19 protein-coding genes are annotated in these 23010 nt (G+C 54.5%); 15 read left to right on the forward strand and 4 right to left on the reverse strand.

Annotated features, from left to right (window positions below; all coding sequences use genetic code 11):
• Positions 1-220, forward strand: a 220-nt coding sequence (locus tag ACGYLX_RS17275) for a hypothetical protein (RefSeq protein WP_394450972.1), incomplete at its 5' end; no start/stop codon positions are given.
• 14 nt (positions 221-234) lie between these two features.
• Positions 235-1587, forward strand: coding sequence for a DUF6880 family protein (locus ACGYLX_RS17280; protein WP_007120570.1), 1353 nt, complete (start codon positions 235-237; stop codon positions 1585-1587).
• A gap of 234 nt (positions 1588-1821) precedes the next feature.
• On the opposite strand, the gene ACGYLX_RS17285 is transcribed toward ACGYLX_RS17280, so the two are convergent.
• The 4 genes from ACGYLX_RS17285 to ACGYLX_RS17300 are packed head-to-tail and all read right to left on the reverse strand — an operon-like array spanning position 1822 to position 4112.
• Positions 1822-2754, reverse strand: a complete 933-nt coding sequence (locus tag ACGYLX_RS17285) for an ImmA/IrrE family metallo-endopeptidase (RefSeq protein WP_289092277.1) — start codon at positions 2752-2754, stop codon at positions 1822-1824.
• Between the two features lie 19 nt (positions 2755-2773).
• Complete coding sequence (locus ACGYLX_RS17290) at positions 2774-3262, reverse strand: helix-turn-helix transcriptional regulator (protein ID WP_289091967.1); 489 nt, start codon at positions 3260-3262, stop codon at positions 2774-2776.
• Positions 3259-3906 (reverse strand): hypothetical protein, encoded by a 648-nt coding sequence (locus ACGYLX_RS17295; RefSeq protein WP_289091966.1) that lies wholly within the window; start codon positions 3904-3906, stop codon positions 3259-3261. The genes ACGYLX_RS17290 and ACGYLX_RS17295 overlap by 4 nt, the downstream gene beginning before the upstream one ends.
• Positions 3903-4112 carry a ribbon-helix-helix protein, CopG family gene (locus tag ACGYLX_RS17300; protein WP_067296767.1) on the reverse strand — a complete coding sequence of 70 codons (210 nt, stop codon included), beginning with the start codon at positions 4110-4112 and terminating at the stop codon, positions 3903-3905. Before ACGYLX_RS17300 ends, ACGYLX_RS17295 begins: the two co-directional genes overlap by 4 nt.
• Before the next feature lie 152 nt (positions 4113-4264).
• Here ACGYLX_RS17300 and ACGYLX_RS17305 point away from each other — a divergent pair, with 152 nt between their 5' ends.
• The 13 genes from ACGYLX_RS17305 to ACGYLX_RS17365 all read left to right on the forward strand — a co-directional run bounded on the left by ACGYLX_RS17305 (position 4265) and on the right by ACGYLX_RS17365 (position 22867).
• The gene (locus ACGYLX_RS17305; protein ID WP_289091961.1) at positions 4265-5407 is read left to right on the forward strand and encodes a multiubiquitin domain-containing protein; all 1143 of its coding nucleotides are present in this window, start codon (positions 4265-4267) and stop codon (positions 5405-5407) included.
• Positions 5404-6795 carry a ThiF family adenylyltransferase gene (locus tag ACGYLX_RS17310; protein WP_289091960.1) on the forward strand — a complete coding sequence of 464 codons (1392 nt, stop codon included), beginning with the start codon at positions 5404-5406 and terminating at the stop codon, positions 6793-6795. Before ACGYLX_RS17305 ends, ACGYLX_RS17310 begins: the two co-directional genes overlap by 4 nt.
• A 146-nt stretch (positions 6796-6941) precedes the next feature.
• Entirely contained in the window at positions 6942-7121 is a 180-nt protein-coding gene (locus ACGYLX_RS17315; protein WP_394450997.1) for a DUF6527 family protein, read from the forward strand.
• Positions 7122-7363: 242 nt separating this feature from the next.
• Complete coding sequence (locus tag ACGYLX_RS17320; RefSeq protein WP_007120565.1) at positions 7364-9544, forward strand: ParB/RepB/Spo0J family partition protein; 2181 nt, start codon at positions 7364-7366, stop codon at positions 9542-9544.
• Between the two features lie 118 nt (positions 9545-9662).
• Positions 9663-10043 carry a DUF3768 domain-containing protein gene (locus ACGYLX_RS17325; RefSeq protein ID WP_007120564.1) on the forward strand — a complete coding sequence of 127 codons (381 nt, stop codon included), beginning with the start codon at positions 9663-9665 and terminating at the stop codon, positions 10041-10043.
• A 118-nt stretch (positions 10044-10161) separates the two neighbouring features.
• Positions 10162-10458 carry a hypothetical protein gene (locus ACGYLX_RS17330; protein ID WP_007120563.1) on the forward strand — a complete coding sequence of 99 codons (297 nt, stop codon included), beginning with the start codon at positions 10162-10164 and terminating at the stop codon, positions 10456-10458.
• An 81-nt stretch (positions 10459-10539) separates the two neighbouring features.
• Positions 10540-14931, forward strand: coding sequence for a strawberry notch-like NTP hydrolase domain-containing protein (locus tag ACGYLX_RS17335; RefSeq protein ID WP_176248650.1), 4392 nt, complete (start codon positions 10540-10542; stop codon positions 14929-14931).
• Positions 14928-15950 (forward strand): toprim domain-containing protein, encoded by a 1023-nt coding sequence (locus ACGYLX_RS17340; protein WP_007120939.1) that lies wholly within the window; start codon positions 14928-14930, stop codon positions 15948-15950. The genes ACGYLX_RS17335 and ACGYLX_RS17340 overlap by 4 nt, the downstream gene beginning before the upstream one ends.
• Before the next feature lie 331 nt (positions 15951-16281).
• On the forward strand, positions 16282-17196 hold the full coding sequence (locus ACGYLX_RS17345; RefSeq protein WP_007120938.1) for a DUF2493 domain-containing protein: 915 nt from the start codon (positions 16282-16284) through the stop codon (positions 17194-17196).
• Between the two features lie 376 nt (positions 17197-17572).
• Positions 17573-18757, forward strand: coding sequence for a plasmid partitioning protein RepA (repA, locus tag ACGYLX_RS17350; protein ID WP_040701888.1), 1185 nt, complete (start codon positions 17573-17575; stop codon positions 18755-18757).
• Positions 18757-19728, forward strand: a complete 972-nt coding sequence (repB, locus tag ACGYLX_RS17355) for a plasmid partitioning protein RepB (RefSeq protein ID WP_007120936.1) — start codon at positions 18757-18759, stop codon at positions 19726-19728. The genes repA and repB overlap by 1 nt, the downstream gene beginning before the upstream one ends.
• Before the next feature lie 170 nt (positions 19729-19898).
• A complete protein-coding gene (locus ACGYLX_RS17360) occupies positions 19899-20951 on the forward strand; it encodes a helix-turn-helix domain-containing protein (protein WP_243254683.1) in 1053 nt (350 codons plus the stop codon).
• A gap of 629 nt (positions 20952-21580) precedes the next feature.
• Positions 21581-22867 (forward strand): ATP-binding protein, encoded by a 1287-nt coding sequence (locus ACGYLX_RS17365; protein WP_007120934.1) that lies wholly within the window; start codon positions 21581-21583, stop codon positions 22865-22867.
• Positions 22868-23010 lie beyond the last annotated feature (143 nt).

Raw genomic sequence — 23010 nt, forward strand, 5'->3', positions numbered from 1 at the left:
GGGGTCGATGCCTGCCGAAGCTATACGGATTAACCGACGTGTCCTGCTGCAATGTTCTATTGGTGCGCCAGGCCTAAAGCAGCCATTTGCGCAGCCGCAGCAAAATGGCGCTTTGTCCGCACTGTGTCAGTTCATGCGCTATGCAGCGAAGGGCAGGTCTTCCCAAATCTGCGATGGTCATAAACTTGAGGAGGGGGCTGGCATTCGAGCTGCATATTGACCTAAATTTCCTGCATGGCTTCGAAGACTACATTGAATACAAAGAACCTTGCGGCGCTCGGCGCTGAGCGGTTGGCCGACCTTCTTCTTGATATCACCAAAGGTAATGCTGACGCAAAGCGGCAGCTGAGGCTGGAGCTGGCAAGCGAAGCCGGTTCCGGAGATGTCGCTCGGGAGATCCGCAAGCGGCTCAGTAGCATTGCAAGATCACGATCGTTTATTGACTGGCAGGGCCGCAATGCTTTCGCGGCTGACTTAGACATGCAGAGACGCGCCATCGTTTCTCAAGTTGGGCCGGTCGATCCAGCAGGGGCGTTTGATCTGATTTGGCGGTTCGTGGCTCTTGCGAATGGGGTCTATGAACGTTGCGATGACAGTACGGGCAAGGTGCAGTCGATTTTTTACGAAGCCTGTGAAGGCTTGATCGATATGGCCGAGGTTGCCGCGCCGGACCCGCTTGTCCTGGCAGACCAGTTGCTGGAGGCCTTGGCCGATGATGATTATGGGCATTATCCAACTTTGATATCAGGTCTTGCTTCAGTCTTGGGTTCAGAAGGATTGCAGCACCTTAAAGCTGGGATCACCACTTCGGGAATTGATCTGTCGAACAACTACGCGCTGCGCATGGCGCTCGAGCAGATTGCGGATGTCGAAGGTGATGTAGACGCCTACATTGACCAACAAAGTGATCTGGCACGAAAGGCACCACAGGTTGCTGCTGAAATCGCGCGTCGTCTTCTTGAAGCGGGGCGGGTTGAGGAAGCATGGGAGGCCATCAATGCGCCCGATGAGAAAGATCGCGGATGGATTCCCTATGACTGGGAAGTGACCCGGATCAGCGTGATGCGCGCGATGGGGCAGCCCGAGGTGGCGCGGGACTTTATGTGGACGTGTTTTGCACGCAGCCTAAATGCAGACCATCTACGCGCATGGCTCAGCGGACTACCTGATTTTGAAGACGTCGAAGCAGAGAGCCGAGCCCTTGAACACGCGCTTGGGTTTGAGAGTTTCACGACAGCTCTCCATTTTCTGATGACTTGGCCCGCGATTGAGCAGGCTGCAGTTCTTATCACAAACCGTGCCGCAGAGATTGATGGAAATCACTATGAGCTTTTGGGACCGGTGTCCGACGCCCTTGAGGATCGCCATCCACTGGCCGCCACACTTTTGAAACGCGGCTTGATCGATTTTGCGTTGCAAAATTCACGGGTCAAACGGTATCGCCATGCTGCGCGTCACTTGCGTGAGTGCAAGAACCTAGCCGCGAGAGTTGACGACTTCGCACAATTTGATACGCATGAGGCTTATCTTGATGGCTTGAAACAGTCTCATGGAAAGAAGACCTCATTTTGGGGGGCGGTTGCTTAGTGTTCAGCTCACGGTGAGGGTAAGAGGACCCGTGTTCATTCTTTGTTCTTTTTCGCATAATGAGGTTTATGTTAAATCCAGCACGCATCAGGGCATACTGCGCTTCAAAATGTTCTGATGAGCTTTGAAATTGCTACCCTGCTCAATCGACCCATAAGCGACATTCTGCTGCCTGCTGCGGGTGCAAACCCGATAGCTTCTACTTATAAATTTTTCCCTGAAAACCATGAAACGTCAGGCAACGGAGGTCAAGCGACTGTATGGAGCTTGGTACACACCTAACGTTAGAGTCTGGTAGTAGAAGGAAAAACTTTCAAAATGGAATAGGTGCTGGTCACCGTTGTCGTCTGTCAGCACGACGTCGGCCTCCCCTAAAGGTCCGCCTTTATTCCCTTTGCAGTAATCAACCACTTCATCGAAGATCTCTGTTTCGCGGACAGATGAGAATTTCTCGGCAAATGCTGAAGATTGCACGAAGTGCTTGCAGGGCGCATTTGGATCAAAGTCTGTTCCCCGATGGACTATGTGGGGGTGGTCGGTAACCAGACCAACGATTGGCCGCTCCTTGCCCCAAGTCTCTACTCCACGCCAGAAAGTTGTCGTGTGCGTATTGCCATAGGTCTGCTTTAGCTCCTTGAGAGCATCGAAAGATGGATCTTGAGCAAGGCACTCCTCAGCGAAACGGTCACGGAGGAAGAGTAGCCGGCCAGCGGCGAAGTTCGCTTCGGCTTCCAGCTTCTCGTGGCAAGATGGGATAAGTGTGTGCTCATTGTCTCCCATCATCGCGCCGTTGTGCCAAGGTAAGAGACTGTGACCGACTTCGTGGGCTTCATGCCAACGGTGTTTGAGCTTTGGTTGATCTTTATCAAGAAGGATCTTCTTTCGATCAGGAATATAGAGGGCTCGCAGGTCAAATTTCCGCACCGCGTCCAGAATACGGGATGGGCGGGCAAGCACCTGCTTGCCCGCCATTGTCATTTTGGAAATGACTTCTTGGAGAACACCTGGGTCTTTGGCAGTGTAGTATGCCAAGTCGAGCTTCAGAAGGTCGCGCACTACTTCGAGATCAAGTGGTGGTTCAGGATTGCCAAGATCCTTGAGGACCCGTTCAACCTTGCGATCAATATCAAGCGCGTTTTTCGTCTTTATGATTACGTTTTTCGCCACTTGACGATCATCCTCGTTGCTATTTGTGCTTTGCGTTCTCGCTCAAGACTGAAATTAGCCCATTCAAAATCGCATGCTCATCCTCGGAGAGAACCTCCACCGACGCCGATTTTGCTGCGTATCGAACAGCCTCCTCGACATAGTCGTCATCGTTTGTATGTGTAAGCCCTGACAAACCCATGAGCTTTTCTTGGGATACGCCAAAGACCTCGGACAGCTGATAGAGCGTTCGCACATCAGGCAGATGTGAAGCATTATTCTCGAGACTGAGAAGTTCTCCGATTTCAATATCTGCCTTCCCGGCGAGCGCTTCTATCGACAGTCCTTGATTGCGGCGCATGAGGTTTATGAACCGGCCCAGAGCAAGTCGGGACGCTTCAGGGCTCTCATCGGCGCCACCCTCATGTATGAACATTGGGTCTGCAGCGATAACGCCTGCTCCAATATCAAGACCGTCTTCTCTGGCACCTGCATTGCGGCACCAAGTTTTGTTGATATCGAATGTCATTCTCCTTTTCCTTTCTCAATGAAACTGCGCGCGCTGTCGGGGTCTAGCTCGAAGTAGCGCAGGTTTTCATAGGTTGCGTCTTGTCCCAGATCGGTCATTCCGCAGGCGTTGGCATAGAAGTTGTTCGCTTGCGGCAGTGAGTGAAGTCCGATCCGACCCTTGAAGCCCTCCAACATACTTTGCTGGATAGCTGCGTTGATAAGTATTGAGCCGCAGCCGCCAAATTTGGCGGGTTCTTCTGCGAGATCATTTCGGTTCCAGGGCGCGGCCTCCAGAAAATCGATGTAGACGAGATGCTGACCATCATGGCCCGGCATCCGAGCACGTTTGGTGAGATCAATTGTCATCATGGCTTGGGTCATGTCTTCCGCCACGATGGCAAAGGACAAATTAGCCAGCCGACGCTCAATCTCGCGCAGCTTGTCTCGCCAATCCCAATGCCTGCTTTGCGGCCAGAACCGGCGCTCGACTTTTTGCTGATTCAGAAGTTTGAGCCGACGTTGCAAATCAGGAATCCACTCGGCTTCCCAATCAGCGAGGTTCTTGTCGACGATACCATGCCAAAGTTCCGCATCGACGGCCTTTTGGGTTCTTCTGTCTATCAGCCAGACGGGCGTTTTATCAGAAGGGGCGGTCGCGATCATAGCATCATGATCTCCGCCTTCTCTTTTGACGCTTCGTCCTCAAAGAAAAGCTTATCGCCTTTTTCGAGGCGCTCCTCGACACGTTGATAAAGCCGCAGCGCCTGTCTGAGCAGGACGGTCTTGCTCAAATCTTTCTTGTCACACAGCTCCTCCAGCACGGCCATTTCGGCCTCTGTCAGGTTCAATGTCATGGTTTTCTTGGACATCTCGGCACTCCTTCGGACTGCTATATGCTCTTTTCATGAACAAAAGTCAACAAAAAACATTCTGTTTACAGCCATTGACTAGCTAATATTTAGCTATTACATGTGGATTAAGCGCTGGCATGGTGCCTCCGCAGAACGATAGGACACACGTCATGACTGACATTGTCGACATTGAAGACTGGGTACGCGACCAGCCAAACGCGCAAATTCCTGATGCAACGAACTACCGCCTGCGGCTGTGGGATGGTGATGGCTTTGACGAAAAACGCACTCTGAGCGACGCCGAACCAACAGGTCGGCAGATTCTTGAGGCTTTCGAACGCTTCCCGGCCGACGAGCATGTTTTGCTCTACCTGCCCCGCAACGGTAAACTCGAAGAAATTGCCATCGATGAGACGCTCGATCTGCGGGAACGAGGTCCGGAGCGCTTTTTCGCCTTTAAGACGGACCGGCTCTTGAACTTCGTCACGAACGGACGCCGCTTCAGCTGGGGTGCCTCGACGATCTCCGTTGCGCTCACCCGTCTTGTTGCCCGCATTCCGGAACATGAGTCTCTTTTTCTTGAGCGCAACGATGCGCCAGACAAGGAGCTTACTGAGGACGACTCGGTCAGGTTGTCTGGCAAGGGTCTTGAGCGGCTGGTCTCGCGCCAACCATCGTGGAAGCTCAATGTGCAAGGTGTATTGCTGACCCTGACTACGCCCGTAGTAGTGGTCAAAGATGCTCTGACACAGGCGGGGTTTGATCCCAGTACAGGATGGATCGCGATCTTGAAGCGCAAGGGTGAAGCGAAGCTGCAGGTTGCGCTGAACGACACCATTGATCTCACGCTACCCGGGATCGAGAAGCTTCGGCTCACGCCAGCTCAGATCAACAACGGCGAGGCGCATACTGCGCCCCGCCGAGAGTTCGCGCTTCTAGAGAAGGACGAGGCGTATCTCTATGAGCGCAGTCTGCACTGGGAAACATTCGTCGACGGCGGACGACGCTGGCTACTTCTGCGCAACTACGTCTTGCCTGAAGGCTACAATCATTCAGTCGTCGATATCGCGATTGATGTGCCATCAACATATCCACGCGCTGAGATCGACATGTTTCACTGCTTCCCCCACCTAATTTTGAAATCCGGTGGCGGGATTGGAGAAACTTCAGGGCGGACCGCGATCGCCGGTCAGACCTTCCAGCAATGGTCACGCCACTTGAATGGCCAAACACGATGGAACCCGGCAACGGACAGTGTAATGACGCATCTCGCCGTGATTGAGGCCGCTCTATTGAAGGAAGTTGGCGAATGACTGGAAGTCTCACCCTTACCGAGTGCCAACACGAAGTGCTTCAAAGCATGATTTTCCCCGGCGACGGGTTTGAATCTGCTGCCATCTTGATCTGCAGATATACCGGTCAAGATCGTGAGCGGTTGATCGTCTCCAAAATCTTGGATGTGCCCGATTGCGCATGCATAGTGCGGAAGCCGGACTACATCAGTTGGCCTGGTGCGAGCATCGAGGAGGCGATCGACATCGCCGAGCTTCACGGCGATGCAATCGTGCTCATTCACAGCCATCCCGGCGGTTGGCTACATTTTTCCAAGATTGATGATGCAAGCGATCGCTCAACCATGCCCAGTCTGTTCGCCGCTATAGAGGCAAATGGTTTTTACCATGGGTCTGCGATCATGACGCCGAACGGCGCGATCAAAGCTCGTGTCTACAACCCTACAGGTGAGGCGATGCAAATCAGCAGGACCTGGCGTATCGGGCAGAACATCACCGATGTCGCAGCAATAACTGAAAACCCGGTCATGCCTTTCGGCGCGCAGATGGCCGCTTCCTTTGGACGTCAAACTGCCTGCGTTATTGGCGTATCTGGCACTGGATCGCTGATGGCTGAACTCTTGGCGCGTAAAGGTATCGGCCATCTGGTCTTGATTGACTTCGATACGATTGAGCGGAAGAACCTTAACCGCATCGTAAATTCCACCGTCGCCGACGCCGACGCGAACCGGTCCAAGACACGGATGATGGCTGAGGCGATTGCGAGATATTCGCCTGATACCAAGGTCACCATCATCGATACGTCGATTGAAAGCCGAGAAGCGGTGATCGCCGCATCTTCAGCAAACGTGTTGTTCTCCTGTGTCGACAGCATGGCTGGCCGAAGCATCGCCGAACTGATTTCGCAAAGTTGTCTAATTCCCTTGATCGACCTCGGTGTCACGATTCCAACACGGAAGGATACCGACGGCCATCCGCATGTTGCTGACGTCTGCGGCCGCATTGATTACGTTAGACCAGACGGTCCCAACCTGACAGATCGTGGCGTTGTGACCGCTGAAGGTCTACGGCGGGAATATTTGCTTGAGAATGCGCCTGACGCTGCCGAACGAGAGATCGCAGCCGGTTACATCAAGGGCGTCCATGAAGAGGCACCGTCAGTCATGGCGTTGAACATGAGAGCTGCATCTGACGCGGTTCTGGAATGGGTCGAGCGACAATATCCCTACCGGCTGGATGGCAATGAAGGGTTTGTGCGGACACTCTTTTCGCACGCGGCAGGCGAAGTTGAATTTAGCTCCGACGATGACTTTGAAACTGGCGACATCAACGAACTGGGCCGAGGGCTTCTCGAGCCACTGCTCGGACTACCCGATCTTGGACAGCCCGTTCGAAAGGATGCAGCATGAATTTCCGTTTCTGGTTCCGTTCAATTTGGCAGCGCCATGGCCCAAAAAGGCGGCTGATAGTCATAGACGACGACACACCCCCTGCGCCGATTCCATCACGACATGTCTATCTTTGCCGCGATGAAGGCGATGATTGGTCAGCAGCCATGCGGTGTCCATGCGGGTGCGGAGACGATCTGGAATTGATGCTTCTGTCTGAGGTGAAGCCGAATTGGTCACTCGAGACCAAGAACGGGGACGCACCGACCCTTCGGCCATCCGTTTGGCGTAAGTCGGGATGCGGGTCACATTTTTGGCTTCGCGAGGGGCATATTCACTGGTGTTAAAATAGAACCGCCTCACTAAATAGAGTCCAAGCTATTGCCAGACGTTTGCTTTGGGTGTTGCGTCCGCAGCTATCCGCCGCGCCTCAACTGTCATGTTTCTATGGCTATAAACGTTCGGTGCAAATATCATGAACTTCGCTCTAGCTCTAAGTTCTATAAGAGCCAGAGAAAGGGAAGCCCGATTGCCGGGCTTGAAAGGATTGAGAGAGTCTCATCCGGGCCCGTCCAAAAGGACGAAACCCATGGCAAAATCCCAAACCAAAGCGAAGATTACAAAGCCGCCGGTGGCCACTAAAACTGCTGACGCCGCCACGACCGCGATCGCAATGACCCAGGACCTCCGCATGATCCCGCTGGATCAGTTGGAACTTAGCCAGCTCAATGTGCGCAAAGTTGCGGCGAGTGCGACCGACGACGCAGAACTTCTCGCCAGTATTCGCGAAAACGGTATCAAGCAAAACCTTGTCGTTCATGTGTTGCCTGACGGGAAATTCGCAGTGGATGCAGGTGGTCGTCGCTTGAAGGCGCTCAAGCAGCTGGCAATTGATGGTATCATCCCGAACGATCATCCTGTCTCGTGTTTGGTCGAAGATGAGCAAAACGCGATTGTCACTTCGACAACGGAAAATCTCCAGCGCGCGGCCATGCATCCTGCAGACCAATTCGAAGCATTTGCGCAGATGATCGCCGAGGGCCGCAAAGAAGACGACATTGCACTAAAGTTTGGCGTCAGTGTTGATCTGGTGCGCCGTCGTCTCAAATTGGCCCGTATCGCGCCAGAACTTATCGAGCAATTCCGCGCCGGTGAGCTGACACTGGAATGCGTCATGGCGTTCACCTTGACCGATGATCATGATCGTCAATTGACGGTCTGGAACGCAGTCAAAGACAGCTATCACATTCATCCGCAGTCCATCAAACGTCAGCTGACCGAGACGGCACATTCTGCCAGTTCAAGCATCGGGCGCTTTGTCGGCATTGAGGCCTATGAAGCGGCAGGTGGTGTCCTGTTACGTGACCTTTTCGACGATAATGCGGCAGCCCATATGGAAAACCCTGAGCTTCTGGAACGTCTTGCGGTCGAAAAGCTTCAAGACGCGGCAAAAGTATACGAAGCAGATTGGAAGTGGGTCGAAGTGCACTTGTCCATCGATTACGGTGCCTTCCGGAGTTTTGGGCGCGTCTATCCACAAGACATTGAACCTGATGCTGACCTGCTGGCCGAAGAGAATGCTCTGATGGCACGAGAAGAAGAACTGGCAGCGGCTAGTGACGGTGCAGATTGGACGGATGCCGAGGCAGATGAATATAACGCCATTGAGCCGCGGCTGCGCGAAATCGAAGCCCTGCAGAAGGCGCGTCAGCCCTACGCAACTGCGGATCAGGCGATCGCAGGGTGCGTCGTCACGATTGGTCATGACGGCGCATTGCGGGTCGAGAAGGGTTTGGTGCGTCCTGAGGACATTCCCGTCGCTGCGGAGCAGACTGAAGATCCCGTAGATGGTGATGCGGAGATTATTGTTACCCGCCCGAATGTGACCCTTCCGACGTCCTCAGCACCCGTTCCAGTCTCGGACCCGGCGACAACGCTGCGCAAAGCAGATGGTATCTCAGCAAGTCTGGCAGATGACCTGCGTGCTTCGCGTCAGCATATTCTGCGCGCGCATTTGGCTGCAGATTATGACGTGGCCTTTGATGCGATGCTCTATGCATTGTGTGAACAGGCATTGTCACGTTCCTACGGAACAGAGGCGCTCAATATCTCAATCAGTCCGTTCCTGGCCCAAAACCGTGAGACCCTGCACGTCGACACGGTCGCACAAAAGATGCTTGATGCGCTGGAGCAGGATCTTGCGATCGAGTGGATGGAGCTGGAAAAACCAGACGACTTTCGAGCGATGTCCGCGCTTCCCCGGCCCCAGAAGCAAGCCTTGTTCGCTTGGGCCGTGGGTCTGGCGATCAAGCCGCAGCTTCTGTCAGACAACCACCCTACCCCGATCATCGAGGAAATTGGTGCGCGTTTGGACGTCGATGTTGCAGCCTGTTGGCGCCCGACAGCTTCGACATACTGGGGGCGGGTCAACAAAGGTCACGCGGTCTCAATGGCCCGTAAACTTGTCGGCGACGATTATGCCGAGGAACGCAGCAGAGAACGCAAAGGCGATATTGCGGCCGCGATGGAACGTGCATTCGCTGAGAATGCCGCCGAAACGGAAGGCTTTGACGCAGTGGTTGCCTCCAAAACGGCCCGCTGGCTTCCTGATGGTATGGCATTCAAGGGTGCCGATGATCTGGTGGAGACGTCCAGTTCGCCAAGTCCGTCAGACGTTGATGAAGCGGAAGATGACGGTGAAACAGACTCAGATGTTGAAGATACTGCGCCAGATGCGCTGCCAGCTTTCTTGAGCGAAACAGCAGCTTAGTCCAGCACTTTCAGACAGCAGTATCTATTTGGGCCGTCCTTGCAAAAAGGGCGGCCCTTTCCGACTGGCGGGTGCCCCAGGCTGAAATTGGTTCAGCTCGCCTGCACGGAGACGACCCATGACTACTGTATTGCAAAACAACCCTACGACCGAGGCCGCACTGATCGCAGCCCAAAACGATGCATTCCGCAAATCGATCATGTTCTTCAACGATGCTGAAGACACGCCCAAAGGTCAGTTTGTGATGACTTCCGGTGTCGCAGCCTTGGGTCCGGACGCACGTCTGGCCGCCACGCGCCAAGTGGCAGCGTTTGAGGCGTTCACGCCCGACAATGACCCCCACGGCTGGCATGAGTTTGGCGCGGTTGAGGTCTTTGGCACAACGATCTGGTTTAAAGTGGATTTGTATGACGTCAATTATGAAATGGGCTCAGATGTGCCAACTGATCCGGAACAGACGCGCCGCGTTCTGACGTTGCTTCTGCCATCAGAATACTGACGTCCCTTCCCTCCTGTTAATCAAATTTTAGGCCGCTCTCTGATTGAGGGCGGCCTTTTCCTGCTGGCGGACTTCAACGCACGAGATTGTCTCAGCAGCCGTCATAGGAGGCCACAAAATGGCACAAACACGCGACTACAAGATCACCCTATATCCAGCGCATCGCGAAGGCGCTTTTGTCGTGACGAAGTTCACGATGATGGACAGCTACCCCGAAAAACGGCTTCAAGCTGCGGGAATGGACGACCTCATCGCGCAGGTCACCCATTTTGCGATGGAGCATGGCGAAGGCTGCCGTGCGTCCGTGCGGTGCCTCGCGGCCAGAAAGCCGCCGGGCTTCAAGAAGGCGACCGAGGATCTCTATTTCAACCTCGAGGACCGCACCGCTGAGAAGTTCAGTCGTCCAGCCGCCTGACATCCCCAAACCCACAAGTACAGGCGATCCGGATAAGCTGGATCGCCTCCTTTTCCTGCTTTCAGACATTGGAGACACGACATGAATGCACATCCCAAAACGGCTGCGCTTACCGACACTATTTACGCAAAACCGCCCTCATCTGAGACGGCGCATCGCCTAGTTGCCGCGGCAAACAGCCTTCTGCAGCATTTCGAAACTGGCAAACCCATCGATGCCAAAACGCTTCGTACGACGATGGAGGATGCCTTCAGCGCAAGTGACACAAACGGCGCATGGGTCTGGAAGGACGCCTATGATGCCGTCGAGATCGCCCAGATCATGATGATTGCGCGCTACGGCGCATTGATGCGAAAGCAGGCCGCCTCCCCTGCCCAGTTTCTCAGCATGGTTGAACGCCTTTCCGCGCTTGCGCCCTCACACACGCGCCGTTCTGAAGACAGTGTCCGTCTGCAACAGTTCTCGACTCCCCTGCCCCTCGCAGCGATTGTTGCTGAGGCCGCAGGGTTTCGCGCAACTGACCTCGTTCTTGAGCCGTCTGCGGGTACCGGCATGCTTGCCGTATTCGGGCAGATTGCTGGCGCAGTCATCGCCCTCAACGAACTGGCTGAGGTACGACGCGGTGTGCTGAGGTCGCTCTTTGCTAATGCTCTGGTTTCTGGACACGATGCCGCGTCCATCGACGACAGGCTTAATCGTGCGATTACACCTTCTGTCATCGTCATGAACCCGCCCTTCTCTGCCGCCCAACATGTCGACGGCAAGTTCCGCAAAGCAACCAGTCAGCACGTTCTGTCAGCTTTGGCACGCCTTGCCCCCGCTGGACGCCTCGTTGTGATCACAGGCGAAAGCTTCGCACCCAAAACCAAAAGCCATGAGTCGACCTTCAGAAGCATTGGCGAAGTCGCCGACGTTGTCTTTTCGGCAGCCATTGCTGGCAAGGTATTTGCGCGGCACGGGACGAGTATCGATACACGTCTTACGGTCATCGACAAACGATCCGCTGGCGAGGACGTGGCATTGACTGACGCAGAAGATGTCTATCATCCGCTCTGCGAAACCACAGGTGATCTGTTGGCCGCTGTTTTGGCCAATTGCCCGGAACGGCCCAGTGTGATGCCCCCCTGCCCCACTGGCGTGCGTCAGACCGCTGCAAAACCTGCGACACGGCTCAATCTGCACGCGCTGCGCGCTGCTGCTCGCCAGGAAACCCGTGATCTCGCTGCAGAGCGCGCCAAGCATCCGTTCGACAGCGTTGATGCGTGTCCGCTTGTGTATGAACCAAAGGACTGGACCGATCCCCAAGGCTCGTTGCAGGACACGGTGTACGAGGATTATATACTACAAGCCTTCGAGATTGAGGGTGCTGCCACCCATCCAACGTCACTGGTGCAGTCCGCAGCTATGGCGTCTGTCCCGCCGCCGCTGCCTACCTATCAACCCCTCCTTCCCACTTTATTGAAGCGTGATGGTGTTTTATCGGCGCCGCAGCTTGAGAGCGTCATTTATGCGGGCCACGCCCATGCTTGTCATCTGAAGGGTTGGTTCAAGCCAAGTGAGATTGCCGGTCAGCTGGTTGCCGCGGCTGAAACCGATGAAGGTGCCTTTCGCCTGCGCAAGGGCTGGTTCCTTGGGGATGGCACTGGCTGTGGCAAAGGACGGCAAGTCGCCGGCATCATCGTCGACAATTGGCTGAACGGCCGGAAGCGTGCGGTCTGGGTCTCAAAGAGCGATAAGCTCATTGAGGACGCCAAACGCGACTGGATGGCTCTGGGTGGGCGTGAGAGCGATATTGTCCCGCTGTCGAAGTTTCGCCAAGGCAGCGATATCCGACTAGCTGAGGGCATCTTGTTTGTCACCTATGCGACGTTGCGCTCCGCAGAGCGCGAAGGCAAAGCCTCTCGCCTTGATCAGGTGGTCACATGGCTCGGTGAAGGTTTTGACGGAGTCATCGCATTCGATGAAAGCCACGCCATGGCGAATGCCGCTGGTGAGAAATCAGCACGCGGTGACAAGAAGGCATCACAGCAAGGTCTTGCGGGGCTGGCATTGCAGAACGCCGTTCCTGACGCGCGCATCCTCTACGCTTCCGCCACTGGCGCGACCGTTGTCGGCAATCTCGCCTATGCATCCCGTCTTGGCCTGTGGGGCACAGGCGATTTTCCCTTTGTGACCCAAGCCGAATTCGTGTCCTCCATGGAAGCGGGTGGCATTGCGGCGATGGAGATGATTTCGCGCGACCTCAAAGCCTTGGGGCTCTATCTCGCGCGGTCGCTGTCCTATGCTGGTGTGGAATACGACATGCTGGTTCATGATCTGACGCCAGCCCAGGTCGCAATCTATGACAGCTATGCGGACGCGTTTCAGATCATTCACAACAATCTTGAAGCAGCGCTGGAAGCTTCAGGCATCTCGTCCGAGGGCGGCACATTGAACCCGCAAGCGAAATCCGCAGCGCGATCAGCGTTTGAAAGCAATAAGCAGCGCTTTTTCAATCACTTAATCACAGCCATGAAGTGCCCGTCTCTGATCAAAGCCATTGAGGGAGACCTCGCAGCAGGTCATGCCGCTGTCGTGCAAGTCGTCTCAACCAGCGAAGCGCTGATGGAACGTCGTCTCGATGGCATCCCCCCTTCTGAGTGGCATGATCTACAGGTCGACATCACACCAAGGGAATACGTCATGGATTATCTGGCCCATTCCTTCCCGACACAGTTGTTTGAGCCCTACACCGATGAAAACGGGGATCTGCGATCCCGTCCCGCGGTGGATGCGAGGGGCACGCCAATCATATGCCGTGAGGCCGAACAGCGGCGGGATGATCTGATCGAGCATCTTGGCGCATTGGCACCTGTGCAAGGAGCGCTGGATCAGATCCTATGGCATTTCAGCGGGGATGTGGTGGCAGAAGTCACAGGACGCAAGCGCCGGATTGTGCGGACGTTTGAGGGGCGCCTGAAGGTCGAGAATAGACCTGCCTCCTCCAACCTCGGCGAAACCCAAGCCTTCATGGATGATACCAAGCGCATCCTGGTCTTTTCAGACGCAGGTGGCACCGGGCGCTCGTATCACGCGGATCTTGGTGCGAAGAACCAGCGGTTGCGCGTGCACTATCTGCTGGAGCCGGGCTGGAAGGCTGACAACGCGATTCAAGGTCTAGGACGCACCAACAGGACCAATCAAGCGCTGCCGCCCTTGTTTCGCCCCGTTGCCACAAACGTCAAAGGCGAGAAGCGATTTTTGTCCACAATTGCCCGACGCCTCGACACGCTTGGTGCGATTACAAAGGGCCAACGTGAGACCGGCGGACAGAACATGTTCCGCGCCGAGGACAATCTTGAAAGCCCCTATGCGCGCGCGGCACTGCGCCAGTTCTTCTACAAACTGCGCGCAGGTAAGATCGATGCCTGCTCTTTCGCGCGGTTTCAGGAAGTGACGGGGCTAACCCTTGATGATGCCGACGGGTGCATGAGAGAGGTCCTTCCGCCCATCCAGCAGTTCCTCAATAGGTGTCTTGCGTTGAAGATTGGCATGCAGGACGCAATCTTTGACGCCTTTGGCGAACTGCTCTCCGCGATCATCGAAGATGCGCGACAGGCGGGTACGCTAGATGTTGGTCTTGAAACCCTGCGCGCCGAACGGTTTGTGATTGTCGATCGTAAGGTCATTTTTGAGCATGAAGCGACGGCCGCGACGGCAACAGCGCTTACGATTGAACGAACGGACCGCAACGAGCCGCTGACGCTCACCAAGGCGAAGTCCATTTGCGCCAGAACGCCAAATGCAAAGCTCTGTTGGAACGCCAATTCAAAGCGTGCGGGCCTGATGACGCAGGCGCCAGCATACATGGATGAGGATGGTGTTCCGATCCGTCGGATCAAACTGCTACGTCCAATGACCTATGATTTGTTCGAATTGGGTGAGTTCAACATGTCAAACTGGCAGGAAGTCGATGATACGACGTTTGAACAGGTCTGGCAGGCCGAGGTCGATGCCGTACCGGAGTTCACGACTTCCAAAATCACGCTGATCTGCGGCCTTCTCCTGCCGATCTGGGATCGTCTGCCTGCCGAAAATATGCGGATTTACCGTCTGCAAACCGAGGACGGTGAACGCGCTATCGGGCGGTTGGTATCTCAGGAGCAGCTGATCAACGTTTATGCGAGACTTGGGCTCGACAATGACATCCAAATGGAGCCCGATGAAGTTCTGCGCGCCGTGATGGAGACCCGTGCCACACTGAACCTCGTAAACGGCTTCCAACTGCGCCGCTCGCTTGTCATGGGCCAGCCCAGATTGGAAGTCATCGGTGCCACGGGCGCGATGCTCGCCGAATTGAAAACCATGGGCTGCTTTACCGAAGTGATCCAATGGAAAACGCGGGTATTTCTACCCTCAGAAAACACTGATGCATTGACTGCCCTCTTGGCGCGCTTTCCCGTTGGCATCGCTGTCGGTGACACGGCGCAATGACGGGGCGCGTTTCGGTTGCTGAGATTGCAGCAGACCTTGGGGCGCGAGCAGAGAGTTTCTGCCGCGCCTATTTCGCGGAGGGACAGCGTCAGGGCAATTATTGGCAAGTTGGCGATACGTCAGGTGCCGCGGGCCGCAGCCTTGTTATCCGCTTGAACGCGGGAGATGGGCGCAAGCCGGGTGGCTGGACGGACTACGCCACAGGTGAATTTGGTGACCTCATTGATCTGCTGCACGCCAAGCTTGGATCACGATCCCTGCATGAAACCCTTCTTGAGGCTCAGCACTTCCTCGGAAACGCGCCGCTTCCCGAAAAACGGACGTCCAAGAGGAAGTTGAAAGATGATGGTGCGGCCGAAACCAAACGCATTGCATCAGCACGCAAGCTCTTTGCTACTGGCAGGCCTGTCTTTGGAACTGCGGCAGCGGCCTATCTGCACCGACGCGCTCTCATGCGCTTCGGGCCTGCCTTGCTCTTTCACCCACGGGTCTACCTGCGAGGTGATGACTTAGACTCAAATCATCCGTGGCACTCCCCTGCCCTTCTGGCGAAGATCACGGACAATCAAGGCAACATTACGGGATGTGCTCGGACATATCTCGATCCGACGATTGGCGGGATTGCAGATCTGCGCAATCCCAAACGGATACTGGGACAGCTTCATGGCTACGCAATTCGGTTTTGGGCAGGGTCTAATCTTGGCGATTTGATCGTCGGCGAAGGTCTTGAGAACACGCTGTCAGTTGGCACAGCCCTTCCTGAGTTCAACCTCGCCTCCTGTCTGACCGCAACGCATCTTGGCCTCTTCATTCCACCGTCAGGCATCAAGCGCATCTGGATCGCACGAGATAACGACGTGGCGGGAGAACGCGCTGCGCAAACTCTTGCATCCAATCTGGGATTATCGGGCATTGAGTGTAGGCACTTGGTCCCAGAGCTTGGTGATTTCAACGAAGATCTGTTGGCATTTGGCAGAGTCGGGCTTCGCAACACGCTTCTTGCAGCCATGAAGGGATAAGTGTCTGAGAATATGAGGTAAAGCGTAGTCTTTGGGGTGTATTTTGTCAGTGGCAGGCGTTCCAAAACGTTCAATCCGATCCCGTTTGGATAAGGGGAGCGATGGGCCTACGGGTCGGAGCTGAGTGCTCCTCGCTCAAACCGCAATGCGCCCCCATCAGAAAATTCCCCTGCCCCGCCAAAGAAAGAAGGCGGGCCATTCCTCGCGAAACAATTTTCTGCCGTGTGCGCATTCTCCGCTGCGCTGCGATCCAAAGGGATGCGGTCCGGTCGCCGCCGGCCCTGTTATCGCCCAATCCAAATCGGGTCAGATCAAACAGAGGAACAAGACCATGCCCCTTCAAGACAAAACCAACCCCGAAGATCACGGCCTCACATCCGCAATCCTCGACCACCTCGCTCTTCATGGCGCAAAGCCCGGACCAGATGAGACCGATCATCGCCCCCTGCCCCAGCCGGATCAGGTCGAACTCGCCATGGCGACGCTCTTTGACACCACCATCAGCCTGCTCGACGACAGTCAGTTGGAAGACAACCTCGAAGAAATGCTCTGGTCCCTCACCTCGCTGTTTCATCGCCGCCTCACCCATCTGCAAAGGCGTCTTGATGACAATGAATGCGATGTCCGTGAAAGCATGAGCGCGCAAGACGGCTCCGAGGTCGCCTCGGTCGAGCTGGAACGCCTGCAAATGATCGGGTTGAAGCTCTGGGACCACCGCGACGCCTTCGAGCAAATGCGCGATCTGGCTTGTGACCACTTCTCAGCTGCGACAGGTTCGCCTTGGATGCCCCGAACCGGATCAAAGGTTTCGCACAGAGGTCTGACATCCGCAGTCGTAGACAGTCGGGCCTTTCTGTCAGCCAAGCGCCGCAAAGAAACCGAAGTGCATTGCCCTGAAGGCACCCGCATCGCGTTCTCAGGCGGGGACTATCAAGCCTACGATCTCATTTGGGCCGTTCTTGATGCGACGCATCAGAAATACCCTGACATGGTCTTGCTGCATGGTGGTACGCCCAAAGGAGCCGAGATGATCGCAGCGCGTTGGGCAGATGCACGGGGTGTAACGCAGGTGGTGTTCAAGCCCGACTGGAAAAGCCACGGCAAAGCAGCCCCCTTCAAGCGCAACGACAAGATGTTGGAAATCCTACCTCAGGGTCTCATCGCAACGCCAGGGTCAGGGATCACCGAGAACATCGTCGACAAAGCACGCAAGCTCGGGATCCGCGTGAAGAGGATTGGGGTGTAGGGTTGTGTGGATTGACTGAGTTAGGCGTCTCGCTTCAGCGTCAGTCGCCTCCCCCGCCCTTTCAGGCTCGGTGATATTGATCCAGAGTCGCTATTGCGAAATACCGTTCCGTCGTCGAAAAAACTTATGACGTTAGCCTCTTGGCCCAGCCAGATGGCCGCCAAATCCGATCGCCAGACAAATGAAGGACGCCCTCCAATGAGTTTACAGCTGTAAACTTCGACTGATTTGGTGGATAGTCAATAGTGTCTTATCTTGCGCGTTGCGCTATGATAGACACTAAATGTAAGAAAACCGTTGACTTAGAGAGGTGAATCGCACCTTTTATCCCCAAGTGGCGCGAAAAAAGCCACATTGAGCAAATTGGGGCAACCAGATGATTCCCGCGACACCGAGCGTAACAGACAGACCATCAGAGTTGGCAACGGATATATCCGAGCGGCTAAACCGTGCGATCAGTGAGCATCTGCTCTCTGCATTCGCGCCAGACAACACAAAATCCCTGCGCCTTTTTTCGGCCCCAGAGGCCGCCGAATTACTAGGCGTGTCGGGCCAGTTCATGCGTAAAGTCCACGGCGAAGGCACGATACCAGAGCCAAAAGACGTCCGCGCTGGCCGCCGATACTACAGTGCCCAAGAGCTGTGGGAAGCCCGCCAAATTCTTGAAAAAGCGTCTCGAACAAAGGGCAGATACGTCCCTGGCCGCAAAGAAGGCGAACGACTGCAAGTCTGGCAGCTGATGAACTTCAAAGGCGGCAGCAGCAAAAGTACATCGACAATTCACCTTGCGCACTACCTAGCCCTTCATGGCTACCGCGTGCTGGTGGTCGATTTGGATCCGCAAGGATCGCTGACGTCTATGTGCGGCATCAATCCAGAAATCGAATTCGATGGCCTCACCGTCTACGATGCGATCCGCTACGATGATCCGGTGCCATTTTCTGACGTCATTATGCCCACGTATTTTCCGGGACTGTCGCTTGCTCCAGCACGCCTGCTGCTCTCCGAATTCGAGACTGAATCAGCGGTAAACTCAAACCCTGACCAACCTTTCTTCCTGCGCATCCGCAATGCATTGGCCCAGGTAGAAGATCAGTACGACATCGTCTTGATGGACAGCCCTCCACAGCTGGGCTTTCTGACGATCTCCGGCATGGCCGCCGCAACGTCCCTTATCGTCCCTCTCACGCCCTCAATGCTCGACGTGTCATCCACGGCCCAGTTTCTTGAGCTTGCCGGTGCCTATATGGGTGTCATCGAGGATGCGGGTGCCGAGCTTCAGTATGATCACTTTAAGTTTCTGATCACCCGCGACGAGCCAACAGATGTGCCGTCACAACAGTTGACCTCATTCATGCGCGCGCTCTTTTTGGACCGCGTGATGACAGCCACTGCGCTCAAAAGCACCGCAATCAGCGATGCCACGATGCTCAAACAATCAATCTACGAAGTCGTGCGCTCAGAGATGACACGGGCGACCTATGACCGCGCCAAGCAATCCATGGATGCTATTGGCAGCGAGGTTGAAGCAATGATTCACCAAGCATGGGGGCGTAGCTGATGGCACGTAAATCACTTCAGGATCTAAGCGGCATTGCCAAGACGATTGCCAATTCCAGCCCGCAACCCAAAGATCGAACCACCAAACCCACAGCACCCGCCTTGGGTGCCCTGCAGGGGTCGCTGTCAGCCATTCGCGAGCTTGACCCATCGCTCATTGATGACTGGGGACCCAAAGATCGCCTTGATGGGTTTACAGCTGTAAACTCTGAAGATGATGGCGACGGCTTTGAAACCCTTAGATCCAGCATCAAAGACGACGGCCAACAGGTTCCGATTTTGGTTCGCAGGGCAGGGACCGAGGGTAGGTTTGAAATCATCTATGGCCGCCGAAGATTGCAGGCCTGCCGAGAGCTCGGCCTGAAAGTCCGCGCCAATGTTCAGGACCTCGATGACGCAACAGCTCTTCTCGCCAAAGGCCTTGAGAATGCGGCACGTCGCAACCTGTCGTTTTACGAAAAGGCGCGGTTTGCCGCCGTCATACGGGCGGCTGGTCACGATACCAAAACCATCCGCCAAGTTCTCAGCCTTTCCGCGTCTGGGCTATCCCACCTGACCAAGGTCACGGACAATATTCCCGACGATGTTGGCGATCAAATTGGAGCCGCTCCAAAGTCGGGACGGCCGAAATGGACCGCCTTGGCAGAAGCCTTCGCATCCAAGAAGGTAAATGCAGCATCATCCTTCGCAATCCTGTCAAAGTTGAACGCCGAGCTATCGTCAGATGACCGCCTTGAGCAGCTTATGAGAGAGATTACGCAGCGCGGCGCACGTCCAAGCGAGGGCAGGGAGGCAACACCGGTCCCAGGCGTCACAATTAAGTCGGGGCGCGGATCAATCGCGATGTCCATCAAGAGGGCAGGGGAGAACGCAGCATTTGCTGAGTGGCTCGACCGTGAGCTCGAAGGCATCATCAAGAAATCCTACCAGGAGTTTACAGCTGTAAACCCTGCGGATGACACCAGAGGCTAGAGCAACAAAGGAGGACGTAAGCAAAGAGAAACCCCCGAAACCGAAGCTTCGAGGGCTGAACGTATTTCTACGCTTCTCAGATTAGACACCTGAATCGTAGCAGTCACCGAATCGCTAAGCAATAAAAAACGCTCTTGGGCGAACGGGAAATCTTTGCCTGCAGGCAAATCATGAGAACAATTCAAGGAATGGCTCCTGCTGGAGCACACTCGTCGCACAAAGCGACGGGGCAGGGAGGTATTGCCCAAAACAAATGGCAACTCCTAAAGGTAATCGAAGACATCAGAGAGCCGCTTGGCTTAAAAGGCACATCCATCTCTCTCCTCAGAGCGATGATCTCGTTCCTGCGTGTAGATCAAGTCGATGCAACACGCGACGACGGGCATATTTGCTTTGCTTCAAATGCCTCCCTCGCAAAACGCGCCCATGTCAGTATTCAAACCGTTGAGCGTCATATTGCGAAACTGGTGTCCTTGGGCCTGCTGACGCGGCGATCGAGCGGCAATGGCAAACGCTGGGCCCGCCGAGACCGTCAGGGCAGCATTGTCCTTGCTACAGGCCTGTCACTTCTGCCGCTCGCAGAGCGTTACCCTGAATTCCTGCGCATGGCGCAAGATCACCAGGATCATCAAAACGAACTGGGACGGCTCAGAGACATGTGCTCAGCCGCCCTGAGCAACCTCAAAGCACATCTCATGCACGTCAATTGGGATGAAGGCTTGCTCTCAAAAGCACGCAATCTATTGAGACGCCAGCCAGACAAGCAAGCTTTAAGCGATCTTCTGGATGAAATCACTGTGGAAATCTCGAAGATAAGCTCTGCAAAACCAGATGATTTGAGGGCCACTGACCCCGAAATTGAGGGGCACAAAGAGACTTCCAAGACTCAGTATGTTAAAGAAGAAAATTCTTTTCAGATAGAAGTAGGCCAAGATGAGATGGAGCGCGCCTACCCAAGGCTCTGCGCAGAACTCAGGTTTGCTAAGAACCAAGAAGACTGCCGTCGCTTAATGGATGACATTGCTGGATATCTCAACCTTGGGAATACTTGGTTTTCGATTAAGGATCTTGGTCCAGCGCTCAGTTTCATGATCTTAGGATATCTTTTGGAACGCACAGAGACGATCAGCAATCACCGTGGTTACGCGTTCAAATTGTCCCAAGACCTTGCGAATAAGAGCCTTAATTGGCGTACGCTCCTGAAGAAACCGAGGTCAAAATAGGACTGATAGCATGACTGCGTTCTGGTATTTTGTACTATTACCTTCGCAATGTGATGAATTTTGCGTTTCATTTCTGCTGGAACGATTTCAATGCCTTAATCGTTTCGCTTTCTCAGACTTTCGTTTCATGGTTCTCACAGACTAGGCTGTCATGGATTTCAATGCTGCGCACCCAAATGCGGCCGCGAGGTAATCCGCAAAGGCGTTGCTCAAAAAGCTGGGAGAACGACCAGTTCGCACTCTTTGAAAAGCCTTATCGAGGGCGAGCAATTGTAAATCTCGGAGAAGGGCGTACAACCAGTTATGGCATCACAGGAGCATCAGTGGACCGCGCGCATTTCGCCGCGCCCTACACTCAATGCCCTTCCATGTTTTACCACTAGAAAATTCTTGGTGATCTTCGAGAAATATCGCTCACGTGACCTGGCTAAGCCGAGAGAGCGAGTGAATGTGAACTTTACGAAATTCCCAGAAAACCTGTGTTCTAGGCAAACTGTAGATGCACTAATGAACAAATGGTGAGGCATCTAATAGACAAATGGTGGAGCCTCTAATATGCATTCTGTAACAAGGAAGCGGACCTCTTTTTCGGTTTGGGCTTCATCAGGCGAGAGAGAGACCAAAGGTTCATGACTGATACAGAAAGATATCTGCCAAGGCACCTCATCCCAGAGCTTGAAGATGCACTTGCATCAGCACGTGTGGTCAACCTCATTGGTCCAAGGCAAGTTGGCAAGACAACACTTGTACGAGACTTGTTTGGCAATGGCCGTTTCATCACATTGGATGACGCAGCTGTCTTGGCGGCCATTGAAGCGGACCCGGAGGGGCAGCTTACCAGCTTAATGGAAAATTTGAACGGCGAGCCGCTTATCATTGACGAGGCCCAGCGATCCAAAAAACTAGCTCTCGCGATCAAGAGGGTCGTCGATACCAATCGGCGTAAGGGGCAATTTGTACTTACCGGCTCCTCCAACGTATTCACAACCACTGATGTGGCTGACTCGCTTGCGGGGAGAATGCGAACACTTAAGCTCTGGCCCCTATCCGTCGCTGAAGTCAAAAAGGCACCCGTCAATCGCATCATGGATTGGGCGATGCAGGACGAACCGAAACTAGGGCAGGTGGGTGATCCAGAGCAGGTCAGTCGAGGAGACTACATAGATCTCATCCTAGAAGGTGGTTTTCCAGAGGTGAGAGAGTTGTCAATCAGATCCCGTCAGCGGCAATATCGGGATTACATTGACGCAGTGGTGGAGCGCGATGTCGCTGATATCATGCCGGTTCGAAAACCGGATGCGTTGCGTATCCTGATAGATCAGATGGCGGCACGCTCCGCGCAGGAAATCAGCACGTCCGAGCTTTCCAAACTGACGAAACTGCAACGGGTTACCGTCGATCAATACCTTGATATTCTGCTACGGCTGTCAATGTTGACCAAGCTGGGTGCCTGGACATCAGGCGAGGGCAAGCGGGAGATCAAGAACCCTAAATACCATTTTGCAGATACGGGCATCGCCTGTGCCCTTCGGCGTTTCACCCAAGATACTTTTACTATCGACAACACACCGCAGGCGCTTGGCGGCCTGCTAGAAAGCTTTGTTCTGAACGAGATCCAGCGTGCCGTCCCAATGCAGGACGCTGACTACCGGCTCTATCACTGGCGCAGTGCAGACCAGCGGGAAATTGACATCCTGATCGACGGTGGCAGCCACTTGGTCTGCGTTGAGATCAAGGCGTCTGCATCAGTCACTGGAGATGATTTTAAACACCTCAAATGGTTTTCAAAAGACGGGCCTGGTCGTAGTAAAAAATGCACGGGGATCGTGTTCTACCTAGGCCAAGAAAAGCTCACCTTTGGCGACAGGAACTTCGCCCTTCCGGTGAGCGCGCTTTGGAGCACGATCAATTTTTGATTATGTTTCAAATGCCCTGATCCCCGGCTTGATCTGTTTGCTTCGTGTCATCGAGATTGCAAATGATCACTGGTCTGCCGCAAAAATAGATGATGCGAAGACGCTTACGCAAAGCAAGGAGGGCAGGGGGCTCAATTTTGATG

The organism is Sulfitobacter sp. 1A13496 (genome assembly GCF_043557225.1).
In the GTDB taxonomy this organism is placed as follows: Bacteria; Pseudomonadota; Alphaproteobacteria; order Rhodobacterales; family Rhodobacteraceae; genus Sulfitobacter; species Sulfitobacter faviae.

Excerpts from the sequence above, each read along its gene's own strand:
- ACGYLX_RS17345 (WP_007120938.1), top strand. The coding sequence starts at position 16,282 with ATGCCCCTTCAAGACAAAACCAACCCCGAAGATCACGGCCTCACATCC.
- ACGYLX_RS17360 (WP_243254683.1), top strand. The coding sequence starts at position 19,899 with ATGAGAACAATTCAAGGAATGGCTCCTGCTGGAGCACACTCGTCGCAC.
- repB (WP_007120936.1), top strand. The coding sequence starts at position 18,757 with ATGGCACGTAAATCACTTCAGGATCTAAGCGGCATTGCCAAGACGATT.
- ACGYLX_RS17300 (WP_067296767.1), bottom strand. The coding sequence starts at position 4,112 with ATGTCCAAGAAAACCATGACATTGAACCTGACAGAGGCCGAAATGGCC.
- ACGYLX_RS17315 (WP_394450997.1), top strand. The coding sequence starts at position 6,942 with ATGCGGTGTCCATGCGGGTGCGGAGACGATCTGGAATTGATGCTTCTG.
- repA (WP_040701888.1), top strand. The coding sequence starts at position 17,573 with ATGATTCCCGCGACACCGAGCGTAACAGACAGACCATCAGAGTTGGCA.
- ACGYLX_RS17290 (WP_289091967.1), bottom strand. The coding sequence starts at position 3,262 with ATGACATTCGATATCAACAAAACTTGGTGCCGCAATGCAGGTGCCAGA.
- ACGYLX_RS17320 (WP_007120565.1), top strand. The coding sequence starts at position 7,364 with ATGGCAAAATCCCAAACCAAAGCGAAGATTACAAAGCCGCCGGTGGCC.
- ACGYLX_RS17365 (WP_007120934.1), top strand. The coding sequence starts at position 21,581 with ATGACTGATACAGAAAGATATCTGCCAAGGCACCTCATCCCAGAGCTT.
- ACGYLX_RS17335 (WP_176248650.1), top strand. The coding sequence starts at position 10,540 with ATGAATGCACATCCCAAAACGGCTGCGCTTACCGACACTATTTACGCA.
- ACGYLX_RS17280 (WP_007120570.1), top strand. The coding sequence starts at position 235 with ATGGCTTCGAAGACTACATTGAATACAAAGAACCTTGCGGCGCTCGGC.
- ACGYLX_RS17340 (WP_007120939.1), top strand. The coding sequence starts at position 14,928 with ATGACGGGGCGCGTTTCGGTTGCTGAGATTGCAGCAGACCTTGGGGCG.
- ACGYLX_RS17330 (WP_007120563.1), top strand. The coding sequence starts at position 10,162 with ATGGCACAAACACGCGACTACAAGATCACCCTATATCCAGCGCATCGC.
- ACGYLX_RS17310 (WP_289091960.1), top strand. The coding sequence starts at position 5,404 with ATGACTGGAAGTCTCACCCTTACCGAGTGCCAACACGAAGTGCTTCAA.
- ACGYLX_RS17325 (WP_007120564.1), top strand. The coding sequence starts at position 9,663 with ATGACTACTGTATTGCAAAACAACCCTACGACCGAGGCCGCACTGATC.
- ACGYLX_RS17305 (WP_289091961.1), top strand. The coding sequence starts at position 4,265 with ATGACTGACATTGTCGACATTGAAGACTGGGTACGCGACCAGCCAAAC.
- ACGYLX_RS17295 (WP_289091966.1), bottom strand. The coding sequence starts at position 3,906 with ATGATCGCGACCGCCCCTTCTGATAAAACGCCCGTCTGGCTGATAGAC.